Origin of the sequence: Corynebacterium sp. HMSC066C02, from assembly GCF_001814945.1 — a bacterium.
Classification (GTDB): Bacteria; Actinomycetota; Actinomycetes; order Mycobacteriales; family Mycobacteriaceae; genus Corynebacterium; species Corynebacterium aurimucosum.
In genome coordinates, this window is record NZ_KV818474.1 from 36,190 (window position 1) to 57,127 (window position 20,938).

15 protein-coding genes and 1 pseudogene are annotated in these 20,938 nt (G+C 57.1%); 9 read left to right on the forward strand and 7 right to left on the reverse strand.

Annotated features, from left to right (window positions below; genetic code table 11):
- Positions 1-494: pseudogene (locus HMPREF2996_RS10595) on the reverse strand (esterase family protein); the annotation flags it as partial.
- Between the two features lie 38 nt (positions 495-532).
- The gene (locus HMPREF2996_RS10600; protein WP_070731321.1) at positions 533-1,966 is read right to left on the reverse strand and encodes an alpha/beta hydrolase; all 1,434 of its coding nucleotides are present in this window, start codon (positions 1,964-1,966) and stop codon (positions 533-535) included.
- Positions 1,967-2,624: 658 nt separating this feature from the next.
- Here HMPREF2996_RS10600 and lpdA point away from each other — a divergent pair.
- Positions 2,625-4,037 (forward strand): dihydrolipoyl dehydrogenase, encoded by a 1,413-nt coding sequence (lpdA, locus tag HMPREF2996_RS10605; RefSeq protein ID WP_070731323.1) that lies wholly within the window; start codon positions 2,625-2,627, stop codon positions 4,035-4,037.
- Between the two features lie 497 nt (positions 4,038-4,534).
- Here the strand turns inward: lpdA and ramB are convergent, their stop codons facing one another.
- Positions 4,535-5,941 carry an acetate metabolism transcriptional regulator RamB gene (gene ramB, locus HMPREF2996_RS10610; protein WP_070731325.1) on the reverse strand — a complete coding sequence of 469 codons (1,407 nt, stop codon included), beginning with the start codon at positions 5,939-5,941 and terminating at the stop codon, positions 4,535-4,537.
- Between the two features lie 402 nt (positions 5,942-6,343).
- On the opposite strand from ramB, the gene HMPREF2996_RS10615 reads away from it, so the two are divergent.
- The 4 genes from HMPREF2996_RS10615 to HMPREF2996_RS10630 are packed head-to-tail and all read left to right on the forward strand — an operon-like array spanning position 6,344 to position 10,322.
- Positions 6,344-7,099 (forward strand): succinate dehydrogenase cytochrome b subunit, encoded by a 756-nt coding sequence (locus HMPREF2996_RS10615; RefSeq protein ID WP_070444033.1) that lies wholly within the window; start codon positions 6,344-6,346, stop codon positions 7,097-7,099.
- Between the two features lie 15 nt (positions 7,100-7,114).
- Positions 7,115-9,154 (forward strand): fumarate reductase/succinate dehydrogenase flavoprotein subunit, encoded by a 2,040-nt coding sequence (locus HMPREF2996_RS10620; RefSeq protein ID WP_070731326.1) that lies wholly within the window; start codon positions 7,115-7,117, stop codon positions 9,152-9,154.
- Positions 9,154-9,903 carry a succinate dehydrogenase/fumarate reductase iron-sulfur subunit gene (locus HMPREF2996_RS10625; protein WP_070444027.1) on the forward strand — a complete coding sequence of 250 codons (750 nt, stop codon included), beginning with the start codon at positions 9,154-9,156 and terminating at the stop codon, positions 9,901-9,903. The genes HMPREF2996_RS10620 and HMPREF2996_RS10625 overlap by 1 nt, the downstream gene beginning before the upstream one ends.
- A gap of 47 nt (positions 9,904-9,950) precedes the next feature.
- A complete protein-coding gene (locus HMPREF2996_RS10630; RefSeq protein WP_070444024.1) occupies positions 9,951-10,322 on the forward strand; it encodes a hypothetical protein in 372 nt (123 codons plus the stop codon).
- A 256-nt stretch (positions 10,323-10,578) separates the two neighbouring features.
- Here HMPREF2996_RS10630 and HMPREF2996_RS10635 read toward each other — a convergent pair whose 3' ends face one another.
- Genes HMPREF2996_RS10635 through HMPREF2996_RS10645 form a run of 3 tightly spaced genes read right to left on the reverse strand, consistent with a single transcriptional unit; the run spans position 10,579 to position 17,334 of the window.
- Positions 10,579-14,118: a type I restriction endonuclease subunit R gene (locus tag HMPREF2996_RS10635; RefSeq protein ID WP_070731328.1), complete on the reverse strand. Its 3,540-nt coding sequence runs from the start codon at positions 14,116-14,118 to the stop codon at positions 10,579-10,581.
- 2 nt (positions 14,119-14,120) lie between these two features.
- Positions 14,121-15,341, reverse strand: coding sequence for a restriction endonuclease subunit S (locus HMPREF2996_RS10640; RefSeq protein WP_070645746.1), 1,221 nt, complete (start codon positions 15,339-15,341; stop codon positions 14,121-14,123).
- Positions 15,334-17,334, reverse strand: a complete 2,001-nt coding sequence (locus HMPREF2996_RS10645) for a type I restriction-modification system subunit M (protein WP_070645748.1) — start codon at positions 17,332-17,334, stop codon at positions 15,334-15,336. Before HMPREF2996_RS10645 ends, HMPREF2996_RS10640 begins: the two co-directional genes overlap by 8 nt.
- Positions 17,335-17,559: 225 nt before the next feature.
- On the opposite strand from HMPREF2996_RS10645, the gene HMPREF2996_RS10650 reads away from it, so the two are divergent.
- From HMPREF2996_RS10650 to HMPREF2996_RS10665, 4 genes are read left to right on the forward strand one after another with little or no spacing between them, the layout of a single operon-like run.
- Positions 17,560-18,894, forward strand: coding sequence for a DUF445 domain-containing protein (locus tag HMPREF2996_RS10650; protein ID WP_070645750.1), 1,335 nt, complete (start codon positions 17,560-17,562; stop codon positions 18,892-18,894).
- Positions 18,895-18,909: 15 nt separating this feature from the next.
- The gene (locus tag HMPREF2996_RS10655) at positions 18,910-19,371 is read left to right on the forward strand and encodes a CGLAU_01105 family protein (protein WP_070711008.1); all 462 of its coding nucleotides are present in this window, start codon (positions 18,910-18,912) and stop codon (positions 19,369-19,371) included.
- Between the two features lie 13 nt (positions 19,372-19,384).
- On the forward strand, positions 19,385-19,675 hold the full coding sequence (locus HMPREF2996_RS10660; RefSeq protein ID WP_070731329.1) for a DUF2516 family protein: 291 nt from the start codon (positions 19,385-19,387) through the stop codon (positions 19,673-19,675).
- Positions 19,675-20,130, forward strand: coding sequence for a deoxyribose-phosphate aldolase (locus HMPREF2996_RS10665; RefSeq protein WP_070731331.1), 456 nt, complete (start codon positions 19,675-19,677; stop codon positions 20,128-20,130). Before HMPREF2996_RS10660 ends, HMPREF2996_RS10665 begins: the two co-directional genes overlap by 1 nt.
- Here the strand turns inward: HMPREF2996_RS10665 and HMPREF2996_RS10670 are convergent.
- Positions 20,127-20,924, reverse strand: coding sequence for an LmeA family phospholipid-binding protein (locus HMPREF2996_RS10670; protein ID WP_070443995.1), 798 nt, complete (start codon positions 20,922-20,924; stop codon positions 20,127-20,129). The genes HMPREF2996_RS10665 and HMPREF2996_RS10670 overlap by 4 nt on opposite strands.
- Between the last annotated feature and the right edge of the window lie 14 nt (positions 20,925-20,938).

Consider the following 20,938-nt stretch of genomic DNA (forward strand, 5'->3'; position numbering starts at 1 on the left):
AGCTCCTTGGTCAGGAAGGTCTCCCACTTCTGCGGGCCCTTGAGGTACTTGCCGTTGGGATCCTCCAGCCAGTCGGTGTAGTAGGAGAAGGCACCTGCCTGCGGGACCACCACGTTGACGTCTTTGTCAGCGTAGAAGTCCACGGCATCGGACATGTACAGCCAGTCAGAATCTTGCTCGGCGGAACCAGCGCCGTTGAGCAGGTAGACCGTCGGGCGGTCCGGGTTCTTGGCCGGGATGACAGCAAGCGGAATGGCGCGGCCGTTCATCGCCGGCGAGGTAGCCTGCAGCTTCAGAACGCGGGCGTCATCCTTGTAGTGGTCATACCACTTCTGGCTCTCCACCTCCGGGGTGACCTGCAGGTCCGAGATGGTGGATAGGGCAGTGTCACCCGCAACCTGCTGCGCGGTGAGGGTGGCAGCACCCGCAACGGGGCTGACCAGCGCGGCGGCACACAGCGCGCCGGCGGTGAGGAGAGAGCTAAGACGCTTCATAACGTTCCTTATTCAATAATTGGTACGGCGAATAGAGCTTAGTGCTCGGTCGCCTCAGTATCTACTGGCAGGGAATCAGCGGGGGCCTCGGTGTCTGCCTCTGCCTCATCCAGTTTCGCATCCTGACTATCGGCCTCGGCATCCATTTCGTTAGCGCCCGGCTCCTCATCTGCTGCATAAGTTGCCGCTACCGGCGCGGAAGGATTCTCGGGAAAGAAGGCTTGCGCGAAGGTAGGCCACGAGGAGTTGACGTCGTCGTACCAGCCCGGCCAAGAGTGGGTACCGGTGTTGCGCAGGTTGAATACGGCGTCGACGCCCTCGCGCTCCATCTTTGCCTTCAGATCATGCGTGCAGGCGTTCATAGCAGCCTCGATGACGCCACCTTCAACCACGAGGGTGGAAGAAGACTTGAAAGCCTGGGATGAGCCCGAGTTTGCAATCTTGGAAGAACCCAAGTCAGTTGCCCCAGCCAAACCGGAGTTGGCGGAAACGTAGACCTTGGAGTTGCCCATGTTGTGCTTCGTGGCGTTAATGAGGCCATCGTTGTAGCGGTTGTAATCGCCGCCCTTTGCGCCCCACATCTGCTCGGTGCTTCCGCCGCCGCGGTTTACCGTGAGCTGCGCGTAGAAGTTCGGCAGCGGCGTCGAGGTAGCAGCGCATCCGGAGTAGGAGCCGATGGCATCGTAGAAGTTCGGGTTGTGCTGGGCCAGCACGAGCGAGGAGGTTGCGGACATGGACATGCCGGCGATGCCGCGCTTGCCGTTGCCGTTAATGCGCTTCTCCAGCGGTCCCGGCAGCTCCTTGGTCAGGAAGGTCTCCCACTTCTGTGGGCCCTTGAGGTAGCCGCGGTCCGGGGTGCTCAGCCAGTCGGTGTAGTAGGAGAAAGCACCCGCCTGCGGGATGACGACGTTTACGTTGCGGTTAGCGTAGAAGTAAGGAAGGTGCTGCACACCCTTTGCCTTCGGATCAAGATCCTTGCCAAAGGTGGAACTAATCCAGTCCATTCCCTGCTCGGCGCCGCCGGCACCGTTGAGCAAGTAAATGGTGGGGCGGGAGGCATCAAAGGTGCCGTCCGGGGTGAGCACTGCGAGGGGGACGTCGCGGTCCATTGCGGGTGCGGTGGCCTTAAGGGGCTTCACCAATTGACGGTATTCCCCGTACCTGAAGACGTAGCCCATCCACTTCTTTTTTTCCGGAAGCTTGTTGATCTTGGGCTCGCTGAAATTGGTGTTTCTGTCGTTAAGAGCAGCTTCATATTCCTCTCGAGATGGCAACGGGTTGCCGGCATCATCCTTGGGCAGGTATTCCTCGAGCTCGTCGTAAAGGTCGATATCGGAAATCTGGGATTTTTCAGCGTTACCGCGGATTTCATCCGGGTCAATGTCGGATGCGCTGGCGATAGGGGATACAACGGCGCCGAGGGCTAAGGCTGATGCCGCTGCCAGCGTCGTGAGAGAGCGCGCAATCTTCATGGAATCTCGCTTTCTTGATGATGAGCGGAAGTGTAGGGGCAAGTTTAAAAGATGCTCCGGACAAACCACCCTTGAAATGGGCAAAAGTACTGATAGACGGGTGATTCAGTACCCCCGAAGATAAGGGTAGCGAGATTAAACATACCAAGTTATTAGAGTGAATGGTGGTATTGAAGTTGAAACCGTGTCATAATCTTTCCGCGCCTATTCCTGGGTTATGTAACGCAACGACAGTCTCGTTCGTTAGTGGAGCTAGGTACCGAGACCGCCTCCGGCGGCGGCCGCCTGCATCGCTGTGACCTCGCGGGAGGGGTGCCGCGTAAAGTCGCGCACGCCGCTCAAATACCAACAGAAAGAAGAAGAATGAACTTTTTTGACACCATCCTCGTTTCCATCAACCAGGTGCTGGGCCAGATCGCTCACTTCGGCTCCTCCACGTCCTCGAAGGCTGCCCTGGACTGGGGTCTGTTCTAAGAAATCTGCAGGGGGTAGTGCCCCGCTTTCCTTCCCCTAATCCCCTTCATTGGGGGTTGGGGGTTTATTTGTGCCAGTTTGCATCCCGCGCGTTAGGCCTGCATCGGGACGGCTATGAACGTCCAGTGGGTACATGCTCGGGGGTGGTGGGACAGCGAGCCTAAAGTTACGTATCCTATAGAGCGTGACTAATGAACATTTTGACGTTGTAGTACTCGGCGCGGGCCCCGGCGGCTACGTGTCCGCCATCCGCGCTGCCCAGCTGGGCAAGAAGGTTGCCGTTATTGAGAAGCAGTACTGGGGCGGTGTCTGCCTCAACGTGGGCTGCATCCCGTCCAAGGCTCTTCTTAAGAACGCTGAGGTTGCACACACCTTCAACCATGAGGCAAAGGCCTTTGGTATTTCCGGCGATGTTTCTTTTGACTTCGGTGTTGCGCACAAGCGCTCCCGCAAGGTTTCGGAGGGCATCGTCAAGGGCGTGCACTACCTGATGAAGAAGAACAAGATTACGGAGATCAATGGTCTCGGCTCCTTCAAGGACGTCAAGACCATCGAGATTACTGAAGGTGATGACAAGGGTAAGACCGTTACCTTTGATAACTGCATTATCGCCACCGGCTCCGTTGTCCGTTCCCTTCCGGGCGTGGAAATCGGCGGCAACATCGTGTCCTTCGAGGAGCAGATTCTCAACGATGATGCCCCGGATTCCATGGTTATCGTCGGCGCAGGCGCCATCGGTATGGAGTTTGCTTACGTTCTAGCCAACTACGGCGTGGACGTGACCATCGTGGAGTTTATGGACCGCGTCCTGCCAAACGAGGATAAGGATGTTTCCAAGGCTATTGCCAAGGAATACAAGAAGCTTGGAGTGAAGCTCCTGACCGGTTACAAGACCACCGCCATCAAGGACAACGGCGACAATGTCACCGTTGAGGTCGAGTCCAAGGACGGCTCCAAGACCGATACGCTGACCGTGGACCGCTGCATGGTCTCCATCGGCTTCGCCCCGCGCACCGAGGGTTACGGCCTGGAGAACACCGGTGTCGAGCTCACCGAGCGCGGTGCTATCGCTATCGATGACTACATGCGCACCAACGTTGAAGGCATCTACGCCATCGGTGACGTCACCGCGAAGCTGCAGCTCGCCCACGTGGCTGAGGCGCAGGGCGTCGTGGCCGCCGAGGTCATCGCCGGCGCTGAGACCCAGCTGCTGGGTGACTACATGAACATGCCGCGCGCTACCTTCTGCAACCCGCAGGTTGCCTCCTTCGGTTACACCGAGGAGCAGGCTCGTGAGAAGTTCGCCGACCGCGACATCAAGGTTGCCACCTTCCCGTTCTCCGCTAACGGTAAGGCAGCTGGTCTCAATGAGACCGCGGGCTTCGTCAAGCTCATCGCTGACGGTGAGTTCGGTGAGCTCATTGGTGGACACATGGTGGGCTCCAACGTTTCCGAGCTGCTGCCGGAACTGACCCTGGCACAGCGCTTTGACCTCACCGCTGAGGAGATCGGACGCAATGTTCACACGCACCCGACCCTGTCTGAGGCCATGAAGGAAGCAGCCGAGGGTATCGGCGGCCATATGATCAACCTCTAAGGCCACGGCAAGAAGCCAAAACAAGAACTCTCCCCCTCAAACCCAGAAAGGGTTTGAGGGGGAGAGTTGGTTTTAGCGCCGTAGCGCGCCTGCCTTTAGCCGAAGAGCTTGGAGGACAGAACGAACGGTGCATTAACGATGGTTACGAGAAGGCCCTGAATCTGGCCAAGGAAACCGTTAGCAAAGCTGCTCATGATAGTGATCCTTTCGATAGGGGATATCGGTCATGTTCCATTATAAGAAATTCGACCATGGAAAATCTATGTATTTTGATAGGAAAAATCATGAGAAAGCTTTTTAAGGTCAATGTATATGGGCTGGCGGAAGCTTAAATGTCCAGTTCAAGATGTATAACAGGATTCCTGGGGGCGGATCTGTCCCCGGAAAAATTCATCCCGACTCTGGAGAGCGCTCCCCATAAAAGACAATAAAACGTTATTTGTGGTGTAAAAGCGTTCCTTTTGGCTAGTCCCTACTGCGCGTGTCGCGAGATCTGGTTAGTACGGCGCAACCGCGGAGCGGTGGGCATCAATGACTAACTGCTCGTTGATAGCGGGGAAAGCTCGCTGCGAACAGTTCTGTCGCGGGCAGGTGCGGCAGCCAGCGCCAATCGGGGTCGCGGAAGAAAGGGCATCGAGGTTCAGGCCCTGGGCGTAGACAGTGCGGTTGGCGTGGCGGGCCTCGCAGCCCAAGCCGATGGAGAAGAGCTTGTTGGTATCCCCGAAACGGCCTTGCGGGTAGCTCACCGTGCGCGAAACCCAGAGGTAATTGCGCCCATCCGGCATCTGCGCCAGCTGGCGGGAAATGGTGTTGGGGCGTGAGAAGGACTCGTAGACATTCCACAGCGGGCAGGTGCCGCCGGAGTTGGAAAAGTGCACGCCCGTGGCTGATTGGCGCTTGGACATGTTGCCGGCGCGGTCCACCCGTACAAAGGTAAAGGGGATGCCGCGCTTGTTGGGTCGCTGCAGCGTGGAAAGGCGGGAGGCAATGGTTTCATAGCCCACGCCGAAAACATTGCAGAGGTACTCCACGTCATACCCGGATTGCTCGGCCTCACTATGGATGAGGTTGTAGGGCAAAAGGATGGCTGCAGCGTAGTAGTTGGCGATTCCCCGCTTGGCCAAGTTGATCGAGGCATCCGAGGTGAAGGGTTCTTCGTCCACGAGGTGGCTAATAAGCTCACCCGCTTCCAGGAACCCCAGCTCCGCCGCCATGCGGAAGGCGCGCTGGCCCACGCTCAGGCGGCTGGCTAGGCGAAGGGTGCCGGTGTTCTTGTCAAAGCGGTGCAGTGTGCCATCCATGCGATCGGTGGTAAGAATCTCCACGCCGTGCTGGGATGTGAGCCTGTCATTCAGCGCCTGCTCGATATCGCGGATGTGGAAGGGGGTGACGCTGAGCTCCGCGGCAATTCCCTCCGCATGAATATCCAATTCATCGAGGTAATTCTGCCGGGCATAGAAGAAGTCCCGCACCTCGTCGTGAGGCATGGATAGCGCCTGGCTGCCATCCGAGCGGCGGGTGTCGGTGGCAAGCGAAAGCTTGTCGCGAATGTTGCGGTAGCGACGGTGGATATCCACGAGCGTGCGGGCAACGGTGGGGTGGTTATAAACCAACTCGGACAATTCCTGAAGCTCCACGGGGGAGGGGCAGATTTCCTGGTCTTGTACGACATCCTGGATTTCTGCCAGCAGGCGTGAGTCATCATCGCGGGAGAAGAACGTGGCATCAACGCCAAATGCTTCAGTGATTTTCAGCAAGACCGGGACGGTAAGCGGGCGCACGTCATGCTCAATCTGGTTGACGTAGCTCGCTGAAAGCCCCAGCGTAGCGGCGAGGGAGGCTTGGCTGAGATCACGTTCGCGGCGCAGCTGGCGCAGGCGCGAACCCACGTATGTCTTGCTCATGTGAGCTAGGTTACCTAGTGCCTTTCACTCATAACAATATTTTTGCAAGGAATGTGTGAAGTATTTTAACTCCGCTGCGAAGTGGGGGTGTTGGCAAGGTGCTGGGCGGGAAATGAAAGGCGGATACCAAGCGAAAGTTTGACACCTAAAGGGGTAGGGTCGTCACTCACGCCACACCCTGTGACAAAAGTCTCATCGGCGAAATGTTTTCGCAAGGTCAATATTGCGTAAAGGGAAGTGATCAAGGTAGAGCGGCAAAAGGGGTGGGGCACTTAAGGCAACCCTTGCCTTATCTCAAATCTTTCGGCGGGCTGTAGGAGGGGCAAGGGGCCTGCAAAGCAAAGAGATAACTAGTGGTCAGCGTGAAGTTCTGCGTAAGGTAAGGACGACTATGGAGGTGTCATGTCTGTAAAAAATCCTGACCGTGAAGCTCTCGCTCACGGCCGCATTACTAATGAAACGATTCGTCCTAAGCCGGGAATTCCGTCCTGGGCTTTGAAACTGACGATGGCAATTACCGGTCTGTTCTTCGCACTCTTCGTTGTGGGACACATGGCCGGCAACTTGAAGCTTTACCTGCCGGCTCATGACGGCCAGGAAGCCCTCGATGCCTACGGTGCATTCCTGCGCAGCATGGGTGATCCGCTGATTCCGAGCGGCCACCTTCTGTGGATCATCCGCATCGTTTTGCTGGCGTGCGTGATCGCCCACATTTACGGTGCCTTCGCGCTGACCGCTCGCTCCAAGGCATCCCGCGGTAAGTTCAAGCGCACCAACCTGATGGGCGGCATGGATTCCTTCGCGACGAAGACCATGCTGGTGACCGGCGTCGTGCTGCTCCTGTTCATCGTCTTCCACATCCTGGATCTGACGATGGGTGTTCAGCCGATCGCTCCGGAGGCTTTCGCTCATGGTGCCGTGAAGGCCAACATGATCGCTACCTTCTCCCGCTGGCCGGTGACCATCATTTACATCGTCGCCATGCTCTGCCTCTTCCTGCACCTGACCCACGGCATCCGCCTTGCGGCTTCCGACCTGGGTATTACCGGTGCAAAGTGGCGCGAGGTATTTGTCATCCTGGCGTACGTTGTCCCGGCCGTCGTGTGCCTGGCAAACATCGTCATGCCGTTGTCCGTCGCCCTGGGCTGGGTCAGCTAAAGGAGTTTTGAACCCATGACTAACGCGAATCCTGTGTCGAACGCGAACACTGAACTCAAGCGCGAGCACCCGAACTTCTCGCACCCGCAGTCCGTCGTCCCGGGCGTTAAGCCGGGCCGCATTCTGGAGTCCCACGAGCCGCACGGCGTCCCGATGAAAGACATGTGGAGCTACCAGAAGGACCACATGGAGTTGGTCTCCCCGCTGAACCGCCGCAAGTTTGAAATCATCGTTGTCGGCACCGGTCTGGCTGCTGGTTCCGCTGCGGCTGCCCTTGGCGAGCTGGGCTACAAGGTAAAGGTCTTCACCTACCACGACTCCCCGCGCCGTGCGCACTCCATTGCTGCGCAGGGTGGTGTGAACTCCTCCCGCCACAAGAAGGTGGATAACGACTCCGCTTACCGCCACACCAAGGACACCGTCAAGGGTGGCGACTACCGCTGCCGCGAGTCCGACTGCTGGCGCTTGGCTTATGAGTCCATCCGCGTCATCGACCACATGAACGCCATCGGTGCTCCGTTCGCTCGCGAGTACGGCGGCACCCTGGCTACCCGTTCCTTCGGTGGCGTGCAGGTCTCCCGCACCTACTACACCCGTGGCCAAACAGGCCAGCAGCTGCAGCTGTCCACCACGTCTGCGCTCTACCGCCAGATTGGCCTGGGCAACGTGGAGCTCTTCGCTCACCACGACCTGCAGGACATCATCACCTACACCGACGGTGGCAAGAAGCGCGCCGGCGGCATCGTGACCCGTAACCTCATCACCGGCGAGCTGAAGGCCTTCACCGGCCACGCGGTCATCCTCGGTACCGGCGGTTACGGCAACGTCTACCACATGTCCACGCTGGCTAAGAACTCGAACGCTGGCGCCATGATGCGTGCGTACGAGAACGGTGCTTACCTGGCTTCCCCGGCATTCATCCAGTTCCACCCGACTGGCCTGCCGGTGAACTCCGAGTGGCAGTCCAAGACCATCCTCATGTCCGAGTCACTGCGTAATGACGGCCGCATCTGGTCTCCGATCAAGGAGAAGGATGACCGCCCTGCCAACGAGATTCCGGAAGAGGAGCGCGACTACTTCCTGGAGCGCCGCTACCCGGCCTTCGGTAACCTCGTCCCGCGTGACGTGGCGTCCCGTGCCATCTCCCAGCAGATCAACAAGGGCCTGGGTGTTGGTCCGCTGCACAACTCCGTGTACCTGGATTTCCGCGACGCCATCGAGCGTCTGGGCAAGGACAAGATCCGCGAGCGTTACTCCAACCTCATCGAAATGTACGAAGAGGCCATTGGCGAGTCCGCTTATGAGACCCCAATGCGTATCGCTCCGACCTGCCACTTCACCATGGGTGGTCTGTGGACGGACTTCAACGAGATGACCACCATCGACGGTCTCTTCGCCGCCGGTGAGTGCTCCTGGACCTACCACGGTGCGAACCGCCTGGGTGCTAACTCCCTGCTGTCCGCTTCCGTCGATGGCTGGTTTACCCTTCCGTTCACCATCCCGAACTACCTGGCTCACCACCTGGGTGAGGCCAAACTGGCTGAGGATTCTGCTGAGGCCAACGAGACTGTCGCTCGCGCTCAGGCTCGCATCGACCGCCTCATGTCCATCCAGGGCCAGGACCCGCACGGTCCGGCGTACTACCACCGCCAGCTGGGTGACATCCTCTACTGGGGTTGCGGCGTGTCCCGTAACGTTGAGGACCTCAAGGTTGCCATCGAGAAGGTTCGCGAGCTGCGCAAGGACTTCTGGGCTAACGTCCGCATCACTGGTGAGGCCAACGACATGAACCAGGTCCTCGAGTACGGTCTGCGCGTTGCTGACTACATCGACCTGGGTGAGCTCATGTGTATTGACGCCCTTGACCGCGACGAGTCCTGTGGTGCTCACTTCCGCGAGGACCACCTCTCCGAGGACGGCGAGGCCGAGCGTGATGACGAGAACTGGTGCTTTGTTTCCGCTTGGGAGCCGGGCGCTGCTGAGGGCGAGTTCATCCGCCACGCTGAGCCGCTGTACTTTGATTCGATCCCGCTGATGACAAGGAACTACAAGTAATGAAACTGACACTTGAGATCTGGCGTCAAGCCGGACCGACGCAAGAAGGCAAGTTCGAGACCGTGCAGGTTGACGACGCCGCCGAGCAGATGTCCATCCTGGAGTTGCTCGACCACGTCAACGACCGCCTCATTGAGGAAGGCACCGAGCCTTTCGCATTCGCTTCTGACTGCCGCGAGGGCATCTGTGGTACCTGTGGCCTCCTGGTCAACGGTCGCCCGCATGGCCCGGGTCAGAACACCCCGGCCTGCCAGCAGCGCCTCTTCCAGTTCAAGGATGGCGACACCATCAAGCTGGAGCCTTTCCGCTCCGCTGCCTACCCGGTTATCAAGGACATGATCGTGGACCGCGCCAAGCTGGACCACGTCATGGAGCAGGGCGGCTACGTGTCCATGGATGCGGGTACCGCTCCGGACGCTGACACCCTGCACGTCAACCACGAGACCTCCGAGTACGCTCTGGATCACGCTGCCTGCATCGGCTGCGGTGCCTGCGTGGCATCCTGCCCCAACGGTGCTGCCCACCTGTTCACCGGCGCCAAGCTGGTTCACCTCTCCCTCATGCCGCTGGGCAAGGAAGAGCGTGGCCGCCGCGCACGCAACATGGTGGACGATCTGGAGCAGAACTTCGGCCACTGCTCGCTCTATGGCGAGTGTGCCGACGTCTGCCCGGCTGGTGTGCCGCTGACCGCGGTTTCCGCGGTTACCCGCGAACGCGCACGTGCTGCTTTCCGCGGCAAGGACGACTAAGCTATAGTCATTCACAGGATTAACAGGAACGAGAGAAAGTTTCAGCCATGAGCGACCTCAACCCGGCAGTTGCTGATCACCACAGCGAGACCTACCCGGAGTTCTCCGGTAAGATTCAGGACTCCTACATCGAGGGATATGACCCCGTTTCTTACGGCGCACCGCACTCTTCTTTGCTGCGCACCTCCACCTGGGTGGGCATGGGTCTGACTCTCTCGATTCTGCCGCCGCTGGGCATCCTGATCTGGGGCCTCGGCACCTGGCTCTACCCGGACGGCACCGCGGGTGCTGACTACCAGATCAACCTGATCGTGGGCGCCATCGCCAGCGTCGTCGTAGCCATCCTGGCTATCGCCGCCGTCAAGTATGGCCGCCGCTACTACCGCCAGTACCGCAAGGAAACCGGCCGCATCAACTAGGCACCTCCTAGGCCGTTGAACGCCTGAGTTTCTGTACTGACACCACAACAACCCCCACTTCCACACAAACACATGGGAGACCATGTGAGGAGGTGGGGGTTGTTGGTGTTTGAGGGGTGGGGTAGAGGGAGCACAGCGAAGCACAACGGGGAGTGGATGACTGAGGCGCCGGCGCTTGGCGACGCCTCCCGCCTCCCGCCACAATGAGAGGGAGGGAAGTGCTCAGAATGACGTCTTTAGGTCACTTGGTGTTTGCCTAATAGTTCTCCACTGCGTACATCACCACGCTTTGATAGAGTTCCCCGTCCACAGGCAGCGACCTTTCCATGAACTCTGTACGCACGACCTCGAAAACATTTGAGCTCCCGCGCGAGATAAGTGCATCATCTAACACTTGTGCAAACTGATCCTCAACTTGTGAGTTGCCCGCGTGAATCAACATCACGTCAAGCAGCTCCTGGAGACGACGATCCACGGGCGATTCATCGGGGACAATCTCGGCGCCACTAGCAAGTCCATTTTCCGGAAGCGCAATACCGTCCGCCTTATCCTCCATAGCAGCCACCGCCAAGCGCGCCATAGCAGCAGTGAGCACACTCAGTGCGTCCTCACCACCAAGAACAAGGTTGGTGAACTTGTCGCTGTCAGCACCCACGCCCAGAACAGCAGCAAGCACTTTATCGCGCATTTTCGGAGATTTCGCGAGCGCTTCCATCGGATTCTTTGTGGCGAGTACTTCCACTTCATCGTCCTTGGCGAGGGCCTCCCACACACCATGGACCATGCGGGTATTCGCCGAATTCGACATGTCAATCCCAGCAGCAGCGAATAACTCATTAACCTGCTCCACCGCTTGGTGAAATGCCCCTTGCAACGGGTCAGCCGCGCCACCGGTAGACACACGCCCGTCGAACCCAGGCACTGGCAGTGGTGTTCGAGAATCCTCAGTTTTGAGTTCCAAATCTGCTGTTTTATCTAGATCCCCAGTCACCGCTGTGGCGACAACATCCACGCCGGTGACGTAATCGCCCACGTGTTCCTTCTTACCGAGCTTGAGGTTGCGAACGAGGAGATCAGCGAAGATCGCGCGTTTATGTAAACGCACATCCTGGAAGTCAATGAACTGGCTTAAAAAGTCCCAAGCGTGAACGTACTTGACCAAGTTAGCGCGAAAATCTGTGGCTACGGCTTCGTTCTCCTTGTCTCCTGAGGAGAGAGCACCTAGATAGAAATCCGTCCAGCGCGTCACTATTGGGTCAATGCCGATCCGAATGAGGCTGTCCTTCTTCTTCACATCCACCTCTGGATCCATGACCACGTTGGCGAGGGCTTCCATTTCTCTCACGTCATAGAACTGAGAGGTATCCAATATACGAGCCAAATCGCTAAGCACGTTGGGATCAACGTCAGTATCGATAGACGCTTGTGAGTAGTACGGCTGGAATGCGTGCAGGATCGTCTCGGGGTCATTGATGAAATCGACCACGTAGGTTTTGGACTTCTTCTTCGCCGGAAGTGTGCGGTTAAGTCGAGACAGCGTCTGTACCGCCATAACCCCGGATAGTGGCTTATCCACGTACATAGCGGAAAGACGAGGCTCATCAAATCCGGTTTGGTACTTATTCGCCACGATCAAGAATTTGTAGGACTCACCATCAAACATCTTGGTGGTCTCCATACGGCGATTACCCTCAGGTGCGTTCTCATTATTGAGCGAGGATTCGGTGACAAGTTCTTCAACGTCTGGGTCTTTCGAAACATCCAATGATCCGGAAAACGCCACGAGTGCTTCCATTCCCCGGTATGCAGGGTCAGCCTGGATTACATCTTGAACCGCTCTAAACCAGGTGTATGCACTCATGCGGTCATCACAGACCACCATCGCTTTGGCGGTGGAGCCAAGCAGGTTACGCACGTTGTTGTGGAAGTGTTCGACGGCAACTTGTGCTTTGGAATGGATGGACTTCTCGTGGGAGCGAACGAACTGCTTGAGAGCGGACTTGGCTTCTCCAAGATTGACCTCATCTTCGCGCCCGAGCTTGTCTTCAATCTTGGCGTACAGGTTCAGCGAGATGTAGTTCTGGAGCACATCCAGAATGAAGTGTTCATCGATTGCTTGCGCCATGGAGTAGAGATCAAATGCCACGCGCTTGTCCGGATTATCCGTATCGGGTTCACCAAACACCGCAAGAGTTTTTGCTTTCGGGGTGGCGGTGAGCGCCACAATGGTGACATTGGAAGAGCGCGCCACAGCAGAGTCGCGCTGTTGCTGGAGTTTGTCCTTTTCGGCGCGGCTAAGCATGGCTGGCGGGGGTGGGATTAGCGCGTCCTTGTGGGACTCATCATCCGCTGACGAGACCTCCCCAGGTTCGGAAGCTGCAGCGGCCCGCGACGCTGCGTTCACGATCTCATCAGGTGTATCCGAAAGAGTCTCCAAAAGCGTGCGCGAAGCTTTACCGTGCTGGGATGAATGCGCTTCATCGATAATCACCAGCCAACGGCGGTTACGCAATTTCGGAGAACGATCAATCGTCTGCGCCAGCGCGGGGAAGGTTTGCAGCGTACAAGACAAAATCCGCTTGCCTTGGGTGAGGTAATGATTCAGCTTCTCCGACTTGGACGTGGCATCGTTGGTGATGTTGATGACCATTCCCTCGGAAGCCTGGAGCAGCGAAAGCCCATCAGCGACGTTCTTGTCCAGTACAGTGCGGTCAGTCACGACGATCACACAATCAAACAGTTTCGTGCCGTCAGTGTGGATCATCTTGTTCGCGCGGTGCGCCATCCACGCAATCGTCTTCGTCTTTCCCGAACCGGCAGAGTGCTGAATGAGGTAGCGCTTGCCCGTGCCGTTTGCGACAACATCGGCGGTGACTCGCTCTACAGAGCGCAACTGGTGGAAACGCGGGAAGATTAAGCGCCCTTCATTTCCTTTAGAGGACGGCTCCCACAGGGCGTAATCTTTTAGGATGCGCAACAGTAAATCCGGCGAGCAGACCCACTCCCAGAGGTAGGAAACGTTATAGCCATTCGGGTTATCGGGATTGCCCGCGCGCCCTTCTTCAGTTCCCTGGTTGAACGGGAGGAAAACCGTCTCCGCACCCTTCAACTCGGTGGTCATCATGACCTCGCGAGAAGACACCGCGAAGTGGACTAGGCAGCGTCCGGGATTGAGCAGCGGGCGCTTCGCCTTATTCGGCTTACGATCTTGCCTGTACTGACGAACAGCATCATCGATGGTTTGAGTGTTGTCTGTCTTGAGCTCCATCGTGATGACGGGAATTCCATTGACCAACAAAACAAGGTCAATTTCACTACCGTCACCTTTTTCGAAGTGTACTTGTTGGAGCACACGTAGGCGGTTGTTTTTCGCCTTCTCAATCACGTCCGTTTTCGCCGGGTCGTAAGGGAAGAATCCCGCCATGTCCGGGAAATTGACGGTGCCAAGATCTGTTTGGGTGAACGAGAAGCCATCTCGCAAAGTGCCGAGTAGTCCACCATTGACCTTTTTGGTGATTCCGTCCAACAGCGGAGTGGAATCGAGTTCTTTTGTCAGGCGATTGAGCAGTCGGTGTTCGCGGGATCGACGTTCCACATCGTTCGCAGTCGGCGGGATTGCGCGCTCATATTGCTCGGGGTACTGGGTTTTCAGCCAATGGAGTACGTCCTCAGGAAACAACCCAAGTTCGGGGGAGAAGCCCTTGTCGTTGGCTCCCTTATTCCAGATCCAGCCCTGGTCGTTGAGGGCTCGGCAAATAGTCTCTTCCATTGCTTCTTCGTGGACTGGGTTCACCATGATTAGACCTCTTTCCGCCCGGTAACGACTTCAGTGATCAGAGCTGTCTTACGTGCTTTCAGGTTCTCGATGAGTTGAGTGGATTCCTCGATGAGGGAGTCCATCTCGGAAGTTTCCTGTTCAAGCCTTTTCGCTTTTCTTCGTTGCTCTTCAATAGGTGGAACTGGCATCTCGAAACGTCTAATTACGTCCTGACTGATGTTGGGCTGTCCCCCACCACTACCAAGCAGTATGAGCTCACCCCTCTTCGCCCATAAACTTGAATAGAAGAAGTCCGGATCAATCTTATAGGGATTTGAGAGAACGCAGCATGCCTGATTGCAACTAGCGGGTACACTCAACCTTCCAAATCGACCGATGGTCGCGCCATACATCGCAATCAAAATCGATCCCGCAGGGTGTGTGCGTAATCCCGGAACTTTTTCAATCGCTTCTTGGGTGACGTATTTCTTTGTTTCAGTAATACTAATCTCTCGAAGCTCAGAGGTGGTTACCCATGGAATTCCGTTCTTTGATGGCTCCGTGTACCACTCATCTCCCCTAGGAGTAGTTCCGCTTCCTATATTTCCAAAGAGAAGACCAATTGGATACGTTGGGTACTTTTTCCCGCTCTCGTCTTGAGACGTGATTCTTGCAGTTAGAAGCACTTTTCGAGACTGAAGGTTAGTCACCAGCGCTTCCAGCTCGGCAATCAGCGCGTCCATCTCGCTGATTTCCTTATCGAGGTAATCCGCGATACGGTGCTGGGTCTCGAGATCGGGAAGTGGAATTGTCAATGACGAAACTACTTGCTGAGGAATCGAGACACGAGTAACTCCGTTTGCTCGTTTTTCCCAGTATTCGCCGGTTTCCCTAGCGAGCATCGAATAGTAGAGAAACTTTGGGAAAGCTTTTTGGGGATGAGCACGAAGAATTGTCAAGTGATAACCGCAGATGAGCGAATCATGAGTTGATTCTACGTATGCCGGGATGCCGATATCATCCGCTGTTTCGGAGTCCTTTGTGATAATGACATCACCCTCCGACAACCGGAGCCTCTCAATCTGATCCGGAGAAGCGGTTGCTTTCATGAAATCTAAATCCGCTGTGATCGTGTCGTTGTAGTAAACGTCCGTGTAGTTGCACAGTTCGACAGCGGGTTCATCCGGCTTTGATTTCTTATCGACATTCGATTGCAAGATTGCGGAGATTAACCCCAACTTGCTTGGCTGGAACTCAGTCATCTGAACGTACCTCCCCAAACATTGCGTAAATACGTTCCAGGGAGGCAGCAATATCTGCGTCCAACTCTTCCAAGGAGCGGGACTCTTCCGGCTTGTAGAACAGACGCGTCAACGGCAGTTCTGTGCCCACCTTTGCCAAGGATTCATCCCACTGCATATCCGGGACGAACGGCAACACTTCACGCTCCATGTGCTCGGATACGTCCTCCAGGTACGGCACACGCTCAATCACCTTCGAGGATGCATCCACAACGGGAAGTCCCTTCTCATCGAGGGAAGCGGGCGCGTTCTCGTCTTCAACTGCAAGTGATTTCATGATGTGTCTGAGAAGCGGTGCGCCCATCTTCACGCCGTGTACCTTGGCAGATGCTTTTAGCGCCTTCGGTAGATCGTTGTAATCGCGTCCTTTCATCTCGCGGACAACGTCCTCGTGCGCGGGGAAAGCAGACTTGTGCTTCATGGCTTCTGTAACCGTCTCATCAGTCATGTTTACGGCGTAGTGCGCCACCTTAAACATCGGCACGTCGCGGTACGTGAGTTCATCAGCGGTGACGATGATGGAGCGCTCAGATTCCTCGAAATCCCTGTAAATCTTGGTGATTTCGCGAATATTGGCCTCGGAAAATTCGACGCGCTTTTGTCCCATGTTCTTGCGCATAGGAGCGTAAATCTCAGTTGCATCGATGAACTGGATCTTGCCACGGCGACGCGGTTCCTTGTTCTGATCAAGAATCCAAATGTAGGTGGCAATGCCGGTGTTGTAGAACATGTCATTTGGTAGCGCAATGATTGCGTCAAGAACTTCAGTCCCGCCTTGTGCACCGATGAGGTATTTGCGGATACTATCCGGACCACTTTCGGCATCTCCGGTGAACAGCGGAGAGCCATTCGTAACCACCGCAGCACGCCCGCCCTTCGTGGCTCCATCAGCTGGCGCAAGTTTGTGCGCGATGTGCATCAAAAACAGCATCTGTCCGTCACTGACAGCGGGTAGCCCTTCAGCAAAACGGGGATCGCCCTGGTCTTGCAGTTCCTTAACGTCCTTTTGGAATGCCTTCCAGGACGAGCCGTAGGGAGGGTTCGCCATGATGTAGTCGAACGTATCTCCTGAGAACTGATCGTTGGTCAGTGAGTTACCAAATTTGAGCACCTCCGGGTCTTTGAAACCCTGCATGAGTAGGTCGGACTTACCCATTGCGAAGGAAGATTCCTTCAACTCTTGTCCAGCAATAACAACCTCAATGCCGGGGTTGATTGCACGCAGCGCATCACGAGCAGCGATCAACATGCCGCATGTACCGGCAGTTGGGTCATAGACGGAACGGATGATGCCGTCTTCCTCTAACTCGGTGTCATCAGAGGTAAACAAGATGGAAGTCATGAGACGGATCGCGTCGCGTGGGGTGTAGAACTCACCGGCATCCTTCGCTTTGCGGGCGAAGGAGCGATACATCAGGTTCTCAAAGATGTCACCCATCGTCTGGTCCTGGAGCGCTTCATCAGACATGTCGATGGACGCGAAGTGGTTAACCACATTCCAGAGTTGATTGTTGCGGTCGAGGAAATCGATGAGTTTGTCAAACTCGAACGCATCCCAAACCTCAAGAATGTTCGGGGAGAAGGTGTTGAGATATTGCTTCAATCCTGGCTTGAGAGCGTCATCTGATGTTGCCAAGCGCTCCAGTGACAGTTCAGATGTGTTCCAGAAGCGGAGCTTGAACAGATTCTCGATCTTGAGAGCAACGATTGCGGGGTCTGTCCCCTTCGTGTTTTCACGGTGAACGAGGTCAAGTACGCCCTGTTTGGTGGATTCCAAGCGCCCTTCGAGTCGGCGAAGCACTGTGAACGGGATGATGTAGTCACCGTAATTTTCCGCGGGGACGATAAGGCGTAGGTAGTCGTCGGCGGTCTGCCAGATTGCAGCATTAAGGCTGTTGACCTTGGAGTTTTGTTTCGGCGTAATAGAGTCGAGAATTTCTGAAGTGCTAGACATAAAGCATTACCAATTTGTGTGAATTGTTCTATCTACTAATTCTCTGATTGTTTCACAGTTCGTCATCCTCAGAACGCTATATCTGGTGTTTCCAGCATGCTGGTGAGGACTTCAGAAAGAATTCAGCGGTAGTTCTGATGCGGCGGCCGAGTGCGTCTCCTACGCACACTAGTGTTATAAGGCGAAGCTTCACTTCGTCTTTGCTACCCCAAGGAGAACCAACCCATGACGCACCGTGCGGACGCAGGGCTTGAGCCGGCTCAGGAAACGTCGGCGTCGCAGACGTCGTTTGTACCGCAGCCAGGAAACCAGGAGGCGCGCCGGGCGGACCTGCGCCGCTGGAAGGCGATTGCGTTGTCCTTCCTGATTGGTGCGGCGGTGATCTTTTTGGGGTGCTCGTGGTGGCAGGCGTCGGCAAGCGGGGCTCCGGTCTGGGTGGGCTACGTGCGTGCGGCAGCGGAGGCAGGCATGGTCGGTGGACTGGCGGACTGGTTTGCCGTGACCGCGCTGTTCCGCCGCCCCATGGGGCTGCCCATCCCGCACACAGCACTCATCCCCAACAACAAGGACCGCGTGGGTGATGCACTCAAGGACTTCGTGGAGGAGAACTTCCTCACCGCGGATGCACTCAGCGCCAAGGTGCGGGAGGCGGAGATACCGCTGTGGCTGGCGCGCCAGGGCGTGGAGCCTGGGCGGGCGGAGGAGGTCTCCGCGTGGATTGGTGAGCGCGCAGCCAGTGTGGTCGCAGACCTAGACCCGGCGGAGGCGGAGCAGTTCATTCGCACCCAAGTCATGGACCGTCTGGCAGAGCCGGAGTGGGGCCCGCCGCTGGGGCGCCTGCTGGAGGGCTATATTGCAGACGGCAAGGCTCGCCCGCTGGAGGATGACCTCATCGAGTGGGCGCACGGCAAGATCCTTGGCATGGAATCCACTGTGGTCACCGCCATCGATGAACGCATGCCAGGCTGGGCGCCGCGCTTTGCCCGCGAGATGGTGGGGGAGAAGGTCTATGCCGAGCTCGTGGAGTTCGCTGATGAGGTCCGCCGCAACGGCAACCACGAAGCCCGCCTAGCCATTCGCCGCAACCTGTCCAAGCTGGCTTCGGACCTGCAGTGGGATGAGGATATGCGTGGGCGCATCGAAGGAATCAAGCAGGAGATGTTGGCCTCCGATCAGGCGCAGAAAGCCCCGGCGGCGATGTGGGCGACGGTCTCCTCCACGCTCATTGAGCAGCTCACCGACTCAGAGTCCTTCCTGCGTCAGAAGATCACCGCCAAGGTGAAGGAATTGGCGCACCGTCTGTTGGAGGATTCGGAGTTCCTGGCTCAAGCCAACGAGCTGGTGGATAAGGCCGCGCGCTACGCGGTGGAGAAGTTCGCGCCGGAGATCATCGCGATTATTCCAGAGACCATTAAGCGCTGGGATGCCCAGGAGGCTTCCGAGAATATCGAGCTGATGGTGGGCAAGGACCTGCAGTTCATTCGCCTCAACGGCACGGTCGTGGGTGCGCTGGCTGGGTTGGTTATCTACACTGTTAATCATCTGCTTTTTGGCGTCTAACAAGGAGTGACGACCATGTCCGTATTTGACTCAATCAAGAATGCCGGTTCCTCTGCTTTTGATGTGGCCAAGGATTTTGGTGGCCGTTTCAAGGAAGAGCGCCAGAACCAAGCTCAGAGTGCGCAGGCGGATCGCATCGCCCGCGCCGCCGATGAGGCGGGCATGGGAGATGGCACCGCGAAGGAGGAGTCTTTCTTTGATCGCGTGACCTCCACGGCGAAGAACCTCGGGGAATCCGTTTCTTCCGCAGCGCGTGAGACCCGCAACTCGGAGTCCTTCGAGAAGGCTCGCGAGGATTTCAACACCGCTTTCACCGAAACCCGTGAGGGTGTGCAGGGCGCTATCAACAATGCCAAGGAGCAGCGCGCGGAGGGCAAGCATGCCCAGCAGCCGCAGGAGCCGCAGAGCCCGCGCAACCCTTATGCCCCGAAGCCGAATGACGATGTCATTGACGGCGAAGTAGTTGACGAGAACTAGTTAGTCTTTCTTGATGCACACTTTTCTGAACATTATTGCGTCGATACCGCAGTACATTTTCATGGCGGTATCCCTCTTCGCCCTCGTTGGTGCCGTTCTGGCAGCGATGACGCGGGAGGACGCCTTCCGCGCCGGTGACCGCCAGAACAAGTGGGTATGGGTGGGGCTGCTCGTCGGCTCTGCCCTGTTGATGAACCTGCCGCTGCCCTTTGTCAGCTGGATTGGCGCCATCATCACCGGTGTGTACTGGTTCGATGTGCGCCCGCAGCTCAAGGCCATCATCAACGGCGATTATTCCTACTAATGCTGAATCTGCTTGAGGCCTCCGTGGAGGAGGTGCGGGACCAATCGGCGGGGCAGCAGCGAGTGCTTGTCTCCCCGCACCACGTGCTTGCCGCCGAGGGCGCCGAGCACGTCATTGCAGTTGCCGGCTATCCCACCGGGCGCCACCACTCTTTGGTGAAGGCGGCAGAAGCGCGGCTGGCCGTGCAATCAGGTGCCGCAGAGGTATGGGTTGCGGTGGATGCGCTGCTAGGGGATGCCACCTCGCTGCTCTCCGAGCTCGTCACCCTCCGCGAAGCCTGCCCGTTGCCCGTGCGCTTGGGGCTCATTCTTCCTGAGCATCCAGCTCTGCCGTTGCCGGAGTATGTGCGTGCTGCCGAACAGGCGGGCTATCAGTGCCTCATTGAAACGGGCTCCGTCGTGTCAGACGACGAAGCCCTGGATACGCAGCTCTCCGTGGAGAGTCTTAATTCTTAATTAGCCGGTGCCTGCTGTGCTGGTGCGGTGGCAGAATCGAGCTCGCTCATCGGAACGTCGTGGCCAATGAGGGTGAGCGTGAGTTCGCCAGCCCCAACATCCACGGATTCGAAGGTCAGCTGCTGGCCCGCGAGCTGTTCCTCCATGCCTTCGGCCAAGGCATTCGAAATCGCGGAGGTGGCCTGCTCGGGCAGGTCGAAGCCGAAGAGCGATGCTTCCTTCGCATCGATGGCGAGCTTGCCGTCGCGAGCTTCCGGCTTGAGTGAGAGCGTGGCCAGGCCACCGGCAAATTCCACTTCGAGGTCATCCTCGGCATCGTTGGCGGTAATCGCGGTCACCACGAGGTTGCCCAGCGCGTCATAGCCAGACTGCTCAGCAATAGCCTTTTGGAAGCTGGCCAGTAGGAATTGATCCGGGACCGTCGTCGAAGCCCGCAGCGTGCCCGCGACCGGCTCCTGGGACAGCGTCATGTCTTCGACGTGAATATCAGCGGCCGGTTGGCCGATGATGTTAGTGCCCTCAATCTGTAGCGTGGACGGGGTCTTCATATCCATCTGCGGAATCTTGCCGTTGAGCATGCCAAAGACCATGGGGCTGGCACCAAAGCTCACCTCCGGTTCCTCGGAGGTCTCCACGCCTTGCTCCTTGGCGGACTGGGTGAATTCGCTCTTCATCTGTGAGCCCAAGAACCAGCGTATACCGAGCTCAGCTACCAAGATGATGAGCAGGAGTGCAACGAGCACGCCGATGAAAATTTTCCAGGCCGTTGAGGCGGGAGATTTAGAAGAAGCCATGACTACTAGTGTGG

Bases quoted from the DNA above. Each gene is read 5' to 3' on its own strand.
- HMPREF2996_RS10600 (WP_070731321.1), bottom strand. From the start codon at position 1,966: ATGAAGATTGCGCGCTCTCTCACGACGCTGGCAGCGGCATCAGCCTTA.
- ramB (WP_070731325.1), bottom strand. From the start codon at position 5,941: ATGAGCAAGACATACGTGGGTTCGCGCCTGCGCCAGCTGCGCCGCGAA.
- HMPREF2996_RS10615 (WP_070444033.1), top strand. From the start codon at position 6,344: ATGTCTGTAAAAAATCCTGACCGTGAAGCTCTCGCTCACGGCCGCATT.
- HMPREF2996_RS10620 (WP_070731326.1), top strand. From the start codon at position 7,115: ATGACTAACGCGAATCCTGTGTCGAACGCGAACACTGAACTCAAGCGC.
- HMPREF2996_RS10625 (WP_070444027.1), top strand. From the start codon at position 9,154: ATGAAACTGACACTTGAGATCTGGCGTCAAGCCGGACCGACGCAAGAA.
- HMPREF2996_RS10630 (WP_070444024.1), top strand. From the start codon at position 9,951: ATGAGCGACCTCAACCCGGCAGTTGCTGATCACCACAGCGAGACCTAC.
- HMPREF2996_RS10635 (WP_070731328.1), bottom strand. From the start codon at position 14,118: ATGGTGAACCCAGTCCACGAAGAAGCAATGGAAGAGACTATTTGCCGA.
- HMPREF2996_RS10640 (WP_070645746.1), bottom strand. From the start codon at position 15,341: ATGACTGAGTTCCAGCCAAGCAAGTTGGGGTTAATCTCCGCAATCTTG.
- HMPREF2996_RS10645 (WP_070645748.1), bottom strand. From the start codon at position 17,334: ATGTCTAGCACTTCAGAAATTCTCGACTCTATTACGCCGAAACAAAAC.
- HMPREF2996_RS10650 (WP_070645750.1), top strand. From the start codon at position 17,560: ATGACGCACCGTGCGGACGCAGGGCTTGAGCCGGCTCAGGAAACGTCG.
- HMPREF2996_RS10655 (WP_070711008.1), top strand. From the start codon at position 18,910: ATGTCCGTATTTGACTCAATCAAGAATGCCGGTTCCTCTGCTTTTGAT.
- HMPREF2996_RS10660 (WP_070731329.1), top strand. From the start codon at position 19,385: ATGCACACTTTTCTGAACATTATTGCGTCGATACCGCAGTACATTTTC.
- HMPREF2996_RS10665 (WP_070731331.1), top strand. From the start codon at position 19,675: ATGCTGAATCTGCTTGAGGCCTCCGTGGAGGAGGTGCGGGACCAATCG.
- HMPREF2996_RS10670 (WP_070443995.1), bottom strand. From the start codon at position 20,924: ATGGCTTCTTCTAAATCTCCCGCCTCAACGGCCTGGAAAATTTTCATC.